Here is an 11169-nt window from a genome sequence, read left to right on the forward strand (position 1 = left end):
TTATCGGGCCCATGGCGGGCGGTTGGCGCTGTTCAGGACGCCGCGGGAACATTTGTGGTCGCGAGGTGGTAGCGGCCGGCGAGCAACCAGGCGCCGCCGAGAGCCGCGAGGAGCCCGGCAGCCCAGATCGCCGCCATGCCCGCGGTGGGGTGGTAGGTGCCGGTCAGCGCCAACAGGGCGGGGACGGTGCAGGTCGGCTGGCTCAGAAGGACGGCGGCCCAGCCGGTGAAGCGCGTGAGCCCGTCCCTGCCGAGGCCGAGGACGAGAAAGAACAAGCCCCACAGCAGCGACCATGCGAGCCAGATGACGCCGAAGACCGGGTCCTCCGTGCGTGCGAAGGAGATCCAGGCATACACCAGGGCGGTCGCGGCGACGAAGGCGGAGAACCAGCCGATTCCTTGTGCCTCACCTCCGGCGAGGGTGCTGACTCCGACGTAGAGATAGGTGAAACCGAACAGATACACCCCGGACGCGGCCAGGATCGCCGCCTTATCGCCGCCCGCCTGGGCCAGTGCGACGGTCGGCAGGACGCATTGCAACGCGCCGACGAACAGATTGAGCAGGGCGGCCGAGCGCGGCGGGACGACCCCGAGCAGCATGAGCCCGTTGACCAGGAGAACGGCTCCGACATAGAGCAGACCGACGTCGGCCATGACCACCACCAATGGTTTCATGTGAAATGATTTCAGATGAAAGTACGTGTGGTGGGTCACAGAGTCAAGGGCCCGGATCGGGCGAGTGCCGTGTCGACGAGGCATCGGAGCCACGGCGATCGGCGGGATGAATTCGACCCGGCGGCCGCATCGGCTTCCGCCTACCGCCGATCTCGTCGTCGCTGATGACGAGCCGCCGGATGTGACCGCCGCTGAGAACGCCAGGGCTTCCGGAGAAGCCGAGTGCGGAACTCGCGCCTACCGGAGGTACGGGTAGTCCTGTACCCAGTGGAATCCGCGGCTGCGCAGTGTGAAGGTGTTCGGATCGACGCGTTCGAGGGTGATCGCGACCGTGCGGTCCTTCAGGGTGCCCCGGAGGATCAGCCGGTCCGGGTCGGGTTGTTCGGCTGACACTGTGGCGAACGGCGGGCCGGGTTCGGCGTGGCGGTTCGATGGGATGGTGGTGAGTTCCAGTCGGCCGTCGGGGCGGAAGTGGGCGTGTGCCGGTACCAGATCACCGTTCATCCGCTGATACGTCGCTTCCTCGGGCCCGTCGAAAACCACTCGCTGCCAACGGTTCTCGTCGGTGATGAGCGGAGCCACCGGCTGCCCGTCGAGGCGGAAGTCCCGCACGTCCCATATCCCGTACAGCGGGGATCTGGGGCTTCCGGCGCCGTACTGGTCTTGCCAGACGCGCCAGTTGTCCTGGATGCCGCTCAGCGTGACCCAGACGGCGAGGGCCACCTGGAGCCAGGTCGCGATGCGGTTCCTGCGGGCATCGGTGAACAGCGCGGGCGACGTCAGCGGCGCGCAGGCACGGTGCCGCACGAACACGTCGAACAAACGACGCAGATGTGGGGCGAGCAGAACCAGGCTGATCATCAGCAGGTGGGCCGACAGCAGCTTCTCCGGAACATCGAAGGCCATATTCAGCAACAGGATCTGCGCTGTGCCCGCCAGGCTCACGATCGCGCCGAGGATCGCGGTCCGCGGCACGAACAGCAGCAGCCCGGCGACCACTTCGACCGCACCGAGCGCCATCTCGTAGGCAGGCGCGCTACCGACCTGTAACCACAACACCGACATGGGACTGAACTCGCCGTACGGCTGCAACAGCTGAGCGAGACCGGGTCCGGGCATCTGGTTGGGGATCAGCTTGGCGAGCCCGAACGACAGCATCTGCCCGGCCAGGCACAGCCTGAGAAATAGCGTGAACCACGCCAGCAGCCGGGGATAGGAGCTGCGGCGGTCGACGAGCGTCCACACCGCGGTGACCACCGCCGAGACGATCAGCAGGCAGAACACCAGCACCCAGATCGCCGTCTGGTCGCCCGCTCCCGAGTCCCGGTGCAGTAGCGCGTCGACTCCGAAGATCGTCTCGCCCACCCATCCGGTGACGGGATCGGTCATGGCCGTGGTCCACAGCCCGGCGTGGCCCTGGACCCAGCGGCCGAAGGCACCGAGCAGTGCGGCAGGAATATAGGGGATGAGCAGACAGAACAAACCGAAGTAGAGGACGCAGAATCGGAACGCGATACGCGTCGCCGGATGCCAGGCCGCTCCTCGGGCGCCGGCGGCCGTGGCTTCCCGCGTGCCGGTCACCGGCCCATCCTCGGGTCTTCGGTGGGGTCGGAGTACTGGGCCGGGCAGCCGTCGTCGACGGCAGCGGGACGCAGTTCGAAGTGCCAGGGCGTGGCCACCCATCGCGCGGCTTCGGCAGGCGAACCGTACTTCGCGACCGCCGCACGCAACAGCTGGTCCTGGTATTCCGGGGACCGCCGGCCGCTGGTGACGACCAACTCGACGCCGTCGGCCGCGGCGTCGGCCGAGGCGCGCCGTAGCGCGTCGAGCAGCGCGGGGTCGAGGTCGGACACGGACGGAATCCCGTCGTCGAACGTGGCGGCACCCGGCGGGCCCTGGCGTTCGCCGCGAAGGGCCTCGATGGCTGCCGCGGTCGAAGCCGACAGCTGTGCCGGCGACTGATGGACGAGGGCACCGGCCAGCGCCGCACCGGCGAGGACGCAGGCGGCGATGACGCCGGATCGGCTACGGTGAGGCGCGGTTCGTGCTGGTTCGCTGTGATTCATACGGTCAGTGAAGACAGCCTGGTGTTGCCGGCACGTATGCGATTTCGGATACGCCGACGATATGCCCGGACTGGGAAGATCGAGGGCCTATGCGTGTACTGATCGTCGAGGACGAACCCTATCTGGCCGAAGCCATCCGCGATGGGCTGCGCTTGGAAGCGATCGCCGCCGATATCGCCGGTGACGGCGGGACGGCTCTGGAGTTGCTCAGCGTCAACGCCTACGACATCGCCGTTCTCGACCGTGACATTCCCGGGCCCTCCGGCGACGAGGTCGCGCGGCGCATCGTCGCCTCCGGCAGCGGTCTTCCCATCCTGATGCTCACCGCCGCCGACCGGCTCGACGACAAGGCGAGCGGGTTCGGCCTCGGCGCCGATGATTACCTCACCAAGCCGTTCGACCTGCGCGAGCTCGTGCTCCGCCTGCGAGCCCTCGACCGCAGGCGAGCACACAACCGGCCGCCGGTGCGCGAGATCGCGGGGCTGCGGCTGGATCCGTTCCGGCGCGAGGTCTACCGCGACGGCCGCTACGTGGCGCTGACCCGCAAGCAGTTCGCGGTGCTCGAGGTGCTCGTCGCCGCCGAGGGCGGTGTGGTCAGCGCCGAAGAGCTGCTGGAACGGGCCTGGGACGAGAACGCCGACCCGTTCACCAACGCCGTGCGGATCACCGTGTCGGCGCTGCGGAAACGTCTCGGCGAACCCTGGATCATCGCGACCGTCGCCGGCGCCGGGTATCGCATCGACGCACCATCGAACCGTGGGGGCGACACCGGTGGATAGAACTCCTGGATTGAGCACCCGCCTCAAGCTCACGCTCAGCTACGCGGGTTTCCTCATGCTCGCCGGTGTCCTCCTGCTGGCAGCTGTGCTGGTGTTCTACCTGTACCTCCTACCCGCCGGCTGGATCAACGCCAGTGGCAATTTCTGGATCGACCGCTCGCTGCTCCTGCGGGCCTTCGCTCCGTTCATGGGCCTTGTGCTGGCCTTCCTTCTCGTTTTCGGTCTGCTGGGTGGGTGGCTGCTCGCGGGTCGCATGCTCGCCCCGCTGACGCCCATCGCGGCCGCCACTCGACTGGCCGCGCATGGCTCACTTTCCCACCGCATCCGATTGCCGGGCCGCCGCGACGAGTTCCGCGAACTCGCCGACGCCTTCGACACCATGCTCGCGCGTCTGGAAGCGCATGTCGTCGAGCAGCAGAGATTCGCGGCGAACGCCTCCCATGAACTGCGCACACCGCTGGCGATCACGCAGACCCTGCTGGACGTCGCCCGCACCGATCGCGACGCCGACCTGGGTGAACTCGTCGACCGCCTCCACGCGGTGAACGCCAGGGCGATCGACCTCACCGAAGCGTTGCTCGTGCTCAGCCGGGCCGACCGACGATCGTTCACCCGGGAGCCGGTGGACCTGTCCCTGCTCGCCGAAGAAGCCGTGGAAACGCTTCTCCCGCTGGCCGAGCGCCACGGCGTCGTCCTCGAGACCGCCGGCGAGATGGCGCCGACCATCGGCTCGTCCGCTCTCCTGCAGCAGTTGACGACCAACCTCGTGCACAACGCGATCGTCCACAATCTGCCCGAGGGCGGCACGGTCTGGATCACGACCGGCGCCCACTCCGCAGGTGTGCTGCTCACCGTCGAGAACACCGGCGAGATGCTCACCCCGCAGGTGGTCGCCACCCTCGTCGAGCCGTTCCAGCGTGGCACCGAGCGCATCCGCACCCACCACGCGGGCGTCGGCCTCGGCCTCGCCATCGTCGACAGCATCGTTCGCGCGCACGGCGGGGCACTCACGCTCACCCCGCGCACCGCCGGTGGACTCCAGGTGACGGTGCGACTATCCCAGCCGTCCTAGGGCTGTTGCCCATCGCGCTCAGCGCTGAGCGACACCCGGACAACATCCTCCCGGCAGATGGGAGGAAGGGTCGGCGCGCGACCGGAACCGGGTTTCGATGCCACCCATGATTGCCAGATCCTTGACCGCGACGGCGGTAGCGGCACTACTGACCTTGGTGTACCCGGCACATGCGACGGCCGCCGACGGAGTGCGGCTGCTCGGCGAGCAGCTGCTACCCACGGGGCTCGAGTATGCGGGCACGACGGTCGGCGGGCTCTCCGGTATCGACCGGGATCCGAAGACCGGCTCGTTCGTACTGCTGTCGGATGATCGGTCCGCGATCGATCCGGCCCGGTTCTACACCGCCGAGATCGAGGTGACCGAGGCCGGGCTCGGACCGATCCGGCTCACCGGGCAGCACAGCCTGCGGCGTGCCGACGGCAGCACCTATCCGTCGGCTGCCGAATGGGCTGCGCAACCGTGTACCGAATCGCGTGCGGTGTGCGATCGACTCGCTCCGGTCGATCCGGAAGACATCCGGATCGACCCACACGGCGCGCACGTGTGGTGGAGTCAGGAGGGCGACCGTAATCCACCGCGTCTGCTCACCGATCCCTCGATCCGGCGAGCGACACCGGACGGCGCCGCTGACGGCGAACTCGAACTGCCCGCGAACTACCACATCGACGACAACGGCAAGGGCCCGCGCGCCAACCAGGGCATCGAAGGCTTCACCTTCAGTGCCGGCGGCAGCCGCATCGCGAGCATCCTCGAAGGTCCACTGGCCCAGGACGGTCCGGAGGCCACACCCGATCACGGCGCGCTGGTGCGACTGACCGTGCAGGACCGGCAGGGACGAGTCCGTCAGCAAGTCGCCTATCCCGTGGAGCCGATGGCCGGGCCCGGCCCGGGGATCAACAGTGTGTCCGCGATCCTGACCTCGGGCAGCGAGGACCCGCACCGCTATCTCGTACTGGAACGCGGAGTCAGCGCGGCGGGCGTCACGATCCGGATATTCGAGGCCGATCTGCGCGGCGCGACCGATACCGCTCAGATCGACTCGCTCACAGCCGGATCGGATCTTCGGCCGGCCCGCAAGAAGCTCGTAGCCGATCTCGGCACGCTCGGCCTCGCCCGCCTCGGCATCGTGGAAGGCATGACCTGGGGCCCGAAACTGCCCTCCGGTGAGCGCACGCTGATCCTGGTCGCCGACGACAACTTCGGCGCCACCCCGGGCGCCGACACACCCACGCAGTTCATCGCCCTCGCCGTGCGCTGACCCGGCCGGCGAGGCTCGCGAATCCGTGCCGAGCCGGCGGCTCGAACATGCCGCGGGGCGTTCCGGCGGGCATGGTGGCGGGCGACGTGGTCCGGCATAGTGGGCCTATGAAGTACGTGCTGCTGATCTGTGACGACGAGTCGGTGTCGCCGTCGATGGCGGAGATCGCGGCGGATCCGGCGCACCAGGCGTACTCGGCGGAGCTGGATCGGCGGGGCGCCAGGCGCGGCGGTGCGCGATTGCGTCCGGCGAGGGACGCGACGACGGTCCGGGTCCGCAATGGGGAGACACTGATCTCCGATGGCCCGTTCGCGGAGACGAAGGACTTCATCGGCGGTATCGACATCATCGAGTGTGCGGATCTGGACGAGGCGCTCGCCCTCGCGGCCAAGCATCCCTACGCGAGCTGGGGTTGTATCGAGGTCCGCCCCGTGTGGGAATGACCGCGCCCGAGGCGGTTCGTGCCGCCGTCGCGGCGGCATACCGGAACGAGTGGGGCCAGGTGGTCGCCACGATGATCGGGTTGACCGGAGATTGGGATCTGGCCGAGGACTGCGCGCAGGACGCGTTCGCCGCCGCACTGGCGACGTGGGCCCGCGACGGCATTCCCGCTCGTCCGGGTGCGTGGCTCACGACAACGGCGCGGCACCGGGCGACCGATCGGTTGCGGCGGGAGACCGCCGGCGCGGCGAAGCTGCGGCAGCTCGCGGTGCTGGCGCGTGATCCGATCGAGCCGTGGTCTGAGGAGATCCCGGACGAGCGGCTGCGCCTGATCTTCACCTGCTGCCACCCGGCGCTGCCGTTCCCCGCCCGGGTGGCCCTCACGCTACGTACGTTGGCGGGACTGAGCACCGACGAGATCGCCAAGGCGCTGCTCACCACCGAACCGGCGATGGCGCAGCGCCTGGTGCGCGCCAAGCGCAAGATCGCCGAGGCCGGCATCCCGTACCGGGTGCCGCCGGCCGAGCTCCTGCCGCACCGGCTGCCTGCCGTCCTCGCGGTGCTCTACTTGATCTTCAATGCCGGGTACGACGAAGCCGACGGGCGCCGGGCGCTGGCGGCCGAAGGGATCCACCTCGGCCGGGTACTCGCTCGCCTGATGCCCGCGGAACCCGAGGCGCGCGGGCTGTTGGCCTTGATGTTGCTGCTCGAGGCCAGGCGCGCGCGGCGCACCGACGACGGCGTGCTGGTCACGCTGGAAGACCAGGACCGGTCCCGCTGGGATGGCGCGCTGATCGCCGAAGGAGTCGCGACGCTCGAGGCAGCGCTGACGATGCGGCGTCCAGGTCCGTATCAAGTGCAGGCCGCGATCGCCGCCTGCCACGCCACCGCTCCCGACGCGGCGGCTACCGATTGGCCACAGATCGCCGCCCTCTATGCCGAGCTCGCCCGGCTGGCGCCGTCTCCGGTGGTCGAGCTCAACCGCGCCGTGGCGGTCGCCATGGCCGAAGGGATCGGCGCCGGGCTCGGCCTGGTCGATCGGCTCGCGGAGTCGGGCGAGCTCGATGGCTACTATCTGCTGCCCGCGACCCGGGCCGACCTGCTCCGCAGAGACGGCCGCCGCGCCGAGGCGCTCAGGTCCTACCACGACGCGCTGCGCCTGGCGCCGACCGAGGCCGAACGCAACTATCTGACGCGGCGAATTTCCGAGCTCTGACCAGGGCGAAGGTCGTCGCGGTCGATCGTGCCGAAAATTCTTCCCGGCCGATGTCGATCGCCGGCCGCCTCGTTCGTCGGTGGGGCGAACCCACCGAACAGAGAGGCAAGAACAATGTCGAACACCGAGCACCTGACCGCCACCGTGACCGTCGACCGGACGCCGGCCGAGCTCTTCGATGCCATCACCGACGTCCGCGGCTGGTGGAACGAGAACCTCATCGGCGACAGCGCCGCCGTCGGCGACGAATTCATCTTCACCGACGACGCCGAGTACGCCGGTGAGACCGCCACAGCCGGGGGAGGCATCCGATTCGCCCGCTTCCAGGTCACCGAGGCCGTCCCCGGCCGCCGGATGGTCTGGCACGTCGTGGACGCATACCTCAACTTCATCGACGACCACGAGGAGTGGACCGACACCAAGGTCATCTTCGACATCGCGGCAACCACCGACGGCACGACGCTGCATTTCACCCATCAGGGCCTCACCGCAGCGGAATCCGAATGCTTCGATGCCTGCTCGCGCGGCTGGACCTTCTACATCACCAAGAGCCTGCCGCAACTGCTCACCACCGGCGCAGGCGACCCCATCCGCCGATACCGACTCGCTGAGAGCTGACGAGGACACCGGACCACGGCGGTCATCGCACACCCCACGAGACCTAAGGCCCAGCACAGGAATACTGCCCGCCATATCGGGCATCACCGTCGTGTGCAGTGAATCCGTCGATGAGCTCGGCGCGAAGCGTGAGGCTCCATCGATCGCAACCGGAATCGGGGATATGGCTCGATATGGCGTTTCAGCCGATCCCGGCTGTCATGGCGATAGCCTGCGCCGTCGTCGGTGCCGCGATCCTGTTGCAGTGCTTTGCGGCACGGTGTAGTTCTGCGTGGTCTCGCGCTCCGAGTCCCGAGCGAGTCACCGGCACTACGACGGAGACCCAGCAGCGGTCCTCGGCCAATCGGTGCAGTACGTGCCCAGCGACAATGCCACATGCCCTCTTCCGCACAGTCTCCGGTGATGACCGTCGTGAGCGGCCCGCCCGGATCGGGTAAAACCTCCCTCGCCCGAGCCCTGGCCGAACGCGTCGGCATTCCGGCGATCATCCGCGACGAGATCAAACAGGGCATGGTCGCCGCCACCGGACCCACGAGCGATGGCGACCACGACGACCTCGACATGCCCGTTTTGCACACGTTCTTCGATGTGCTGGCCGTGCTGGCCCGCGGCGGTGTCAGCGCGGTCGCCGAAGCCGCTTTCCAAGACCGGCTCTGGCGCCCGAACCTGCTGCGGTTGGCTGAGTTCGCCGAGATCCGCATCATCCATTGCACGGCCCCGCAACAGGTGCTCCACGATCGGATCGCCCATCGCGCCGAGCACGACACCCACCGGGCGGCCCACAACGACGCGAGCCTGCTCGCCGCGATCGCCGCCGGAACAGGCACGGCCGAGTCCTTCATCTCCGTGACCATGGACGTCGCGCAAATGACAGTGAACACCACCGATGGGTACGAGCCGGGTCTCGACGCGATCGCTCGGTTTGTCGGCGCCCCCGGCAAGGCCGGACCTCGGCCGGCCGGTGTGCCACCTGGCAAATCGGCCGGGTCATGACCGGCGGTCATGGCGTGTTGAATTCACTCGCGATGTCGCGGGCGGTGACCTTGGCGAGCTCGACGAAGAAGGGGACCCGCTCGGGAATCATGAGGCTGGTGGCTCCGCGCAGGCCGAGCGCGAAGCGGCAGCCGCCGTTCGGATCCGGAATGGGCAGGCCGATGGTGCGGAACCCGGGATCGAGTTCTTCGTCGTTGTAGGCGTAGCCGCGGGTGCGGGTCAGCTCCAGTTCGGCGCGCAGTTCGGCGGGCCCGCTCACCGAGCGCTCGGTGCCCTGCTCGTAGGGGAGGGCGCTCAGGTCCTCGTTCTCGTCGGCGGACCAGGCCAGCAGCGCTTTGCCCAGGGCGCTCGCGTGCAGCGGCAGGCGCAGACCCTGTAGCCGGTGTCCTTCGGATTCACGCCATCGGCTGGTGCCGAGCAACACGGCGTGGATGCCGTGGCGGGTGGCGATGGAGGCACTGGCGCCGGTGGTGGCGGCGAGTTGTTCGAGCAGCGGTTCGGCCAGATAGATGCGGTGTTGCCGGTAGGCGATCTGCCCGTACTCGGCCAGCGCCCGGCCGATGCGATAGCGGCTCGAGACGGGGTCCTTCTCGAGGAACCCCGCGTGCACGAGCGCGGTGAGCAGGCGATGGGTCGTGCTGACCGGAATTCCTTGGGCGCGAGCGACTTCGGAGACGCCGCGGGTCTCGCCGCCGCGGAAGCAGTCCAGGACCGACAGCGCACGGGTGACGGTCTGCACACCGGAGGGTTCCACGGACCGACGGTAACACGGCCGGCTGGTCAGCAGCAGTCCACCTTTCCGCTATATGGAAAGAAGTGGTGCGTCTTTACGCCCGCTGATAGGTACCGGGTCGGTGAATCTGGGGGTAATCGGGCTATTCCGGGCTACGCACGCCCGTCAGCGATTGTCAACCTTTCCGATCTCCGGCAAGGATTACCTGTCGGCCGGGGGGTGGTCTCCCTACTCTCGAGGGCATTCGCTCGATCACGTCCCCGAACAGGAGTCACCCACGATGTCCCGCAGGCGCGCCTTCTTGCGTATCGCATTCGCGATCGCCCCCGTCGTCGCACTCGTCGCAGCCTGTGGCTCCGAGTCCGGTCCGGCATCCGATCCCGGCACCTTTGTCCTGAAGGTGACCGACCCCGGCAACTCCGGTCCACTCGCCGTCGGCAAGCGCGACGGTCTTTTCGACCAGGCACTCGCCCCGCTCGGCGCGCGGATCGAATGGGTCGGCACGACACCGGGTTTCAGCTCCAACCTCAAACTGTTCAACACCGGCGAACTGGATGTCTCCGGCGCCGCGTTCAGCCCGGTGGTCGGCGCACTGTCCAAGGATGTCGGGGTGCGCATCATCGCCGCGCAGGACCCCGCGGGCAAGGACCAGAGCGGCATCATCGCCACCCCGGAATCGGGCATCCGCACGGTGCGGGATCTGGTCGGCAAACGCGTCGCGGTGAACCCGGCGGGTAAGGGGGAGTACATCCTGCTGCGGGCTCTGGCACAAGCGGGCGTGCCTGCCGATCAGGTGACCCGGGTTCCGTTGCAGCAGAAGGAGGCCGCCTCCGCCTTCGCGACCGGCAAGGTGGATGCCTGGGCGTCGTTCCTGGTGCCCTATCAGGAAGCCAAGGCCAACGGCGGGGTGGAGATCGCCACCGAGGCCAGTATCGGGTCCCGCGACAACACGGTGGTGGTGTTCCGGACGGAGGTGCTCGACGAGCGCCCCGACATCGCCGCCAAGTACCTCGAGGTGCTACAGCAGCTCAGCGAACGGCAGCGGGCCAACCCTGCGGAGTTCGAGAACGTCTTCGAGCAGACCGGACCGCGTGCGTTGTCGGGCCAACGGCTGGCCGACGCGCTCCGGGTCGGCGCCGAGGCCACCGTGCCACATCTGCCCGATCAGGACGACGCCGACGCGCTCGCCGACGTTGTGGAGGTTTTCGCCGCCAACGGCGTGATCAGCCGCACGATCACCGCGGCGGATATCTTCTACGATCTGCGTTCCAAGCTGAACCGGGATCAGCTGGCGGCCGTGCGAGCGGGGAACTGAC

Annotated in this window: 12 protein-coding genes; 8 read left to right on the plus strand and 4 right to left on the minus strand. The window is 68.4% G+C overall.

From position 1 onward, the window contains the following. Positions 1-32: 32 nt before the first annotated feature. The 3 genes from AC5W7N_RS14040 to AC5W7N_RS14050 all read right to left on the minus strand — a co-directional run bounded on the left by AC5W7N_RS14040 (position 33) and on the right by AC5W7N_RS14050 (position 2740). A complete protein-coding gene (locus AC5W7N_RS14040; RefSeq protein WP_495924121.1) occupies positions 33-653 on the minus strand; it encodes an AmiS/UreI family transporter in 621 nt (206 codons plus the stop codon). Between the two features lie 258 nt (positions 654-911). Further along, positions 912-2255: a DoxX family protein gene (locus tag AC5W7N_RS14045; protein WP_163813223.1), complete on the minus strand. Its 1344-nt coding sequence runs from the start codon at positions 2253-2255 to the stop codon at positions 912-914. Continuing rightward, positions 2252-2740, minus strand: coding sequence for a M15 family metallopeptidase domain-containing protein (locus tag AC5W7N_RS14050; protein WP_495923966.1), 489 nt, complete (start codon positions 2738-2740; stop codon positions 2252-2254). The genes AC5W7N_RS14045 and AC5W7N_RS14050 overlap by 4 nt, the downstream gene beginning before the upstream one ends. 89 nt (positions 2741-2829) lie before the next feature. On the opposite strand from AC5W7N_RS14050, the gene AC5W7N_RS14055 reads away from it, so the two are divergent. The 7 genes from AC5W7N_RS14055 (at position 2830) to AC5W7N_RS14085 (ending at position 9120) form a co-directional block, all read left to right on the plus strand. Then, on the plus strand, positions 2830-3519 hold the full coding sequence (locus tag AC5W7N_RS14055; RefSeq protein WP_194989985.1) for a response regulator transcription factor: 690 nt from the start codon (positions 2830-2832) through the stop codon (positions 3517-3519). A 10-nt stretch (positions 3520-3529) separates the two neighbouring features. Then, on the plus strand, positions 3530-4591 hold the full coding sequence (locus AC5W7N_RS14060; protein WP_228815085.1) for a sensor histidine kinase: 1062 nt from the start codon (positions 3530-3532) through the stop codon (positions 4589-4591). A gap of 106 nt (positions 4592-4697) precedes the next feature. Beyond that, a complete protein-coding gene (locus AC5W7N_RS14065; protein ID WP_495923969.1) occupies positions 4698-5852 on the plus strand; it encodes an esterase-like activity of phytase family protein in 1155 nt (384 codons plus the stop codon). A 107-nt stretch (positions 5853-5959) separates the two neighbouring features. Then, positions 5960-6295, plus strand: coding sequence for a YciI family protein (locus tag AC5W7N_RS14070; RefSeq protein ID WP_163813218.1), 336 nt, complete (start codon positions 5960-5962; stop codon positions 6293-6295). Beyond that, the gene (locus tag AC5W7N_RS14075; protein WP_195019413.1) at positions 6292-7509 is read left to right on the plus strand and encodes an RNA polymerase sigma factor; all 1218 of its coding nucleotides are present in this window, start codon (positions 6292-6294) and stop codon (positions 7507-7509) included. Before AC5W7N_RS14070 ends, AC5W7N_RS14075 begins: the two co-directional genes overlap by 4 nt. A gap of 114 nt (positions 7510-7623) precedes the next feature. Beyond that, positions 7624-8127: an SRPBCC family protein gene (locus AC5W7N_RS14080; RefSeq protein ID WP_163813214.1), complete on the plus strand. Its 504-nt coding sequence runs from the start codon at positions 7624-7626 to the stop codon at positions 8125-8127. Between the two features lie 402 nt (positions 8128-8529). Beyond that, positions 8530-9120, plus strand: coding sequence for a P-loop nucleotide/nucleoside kinase family protein (locus AC5W7N_RS14085; RefSeq protein WP_495923972.1), 591 nt, complete (start codon positions 8530-8532; stop codon positions 9118-9120). 7 nt (positions 9121-9127) lie between these two features. Here AC5W7N_RS14085 and AC5W7N_RS14090 read toward each other — a convergent pair whose 3' ends face one another. Then, on the minus strand, positions 9128-9874 hold the full coding sequence (locus AC5W7N_RS14090) for an IclR family transcriptional regulator (protein ID WP_195019412.1): 747 nt from the start codon (positions 9872-9874) through the stop codon (positions 9128-9130). Positions 9875-10133: 259 nt separating this feature from the next. Here AC5W7N_RS14090 and AC5W7N_RS14095 point away from each other — a divergent pair, with 259 nt between their 5' ends. After that, positions 10134-11168, plus strand: coding sequence for an NrtA/SsuA/CpmA family ABC transporter substrate-binding protein (locus AC5W7N_RS14095; RefSeq protein ID WP_163813208.1), 1035 nt, complete (start codon positions 10134-10136; stop codon positions 11166-11168). The last annotated feature ends 1 nt before the right edge of the window (position 11169 follow it).

This window comes from Nocardia sp. CDC519 (assembly GCF_059509835.1).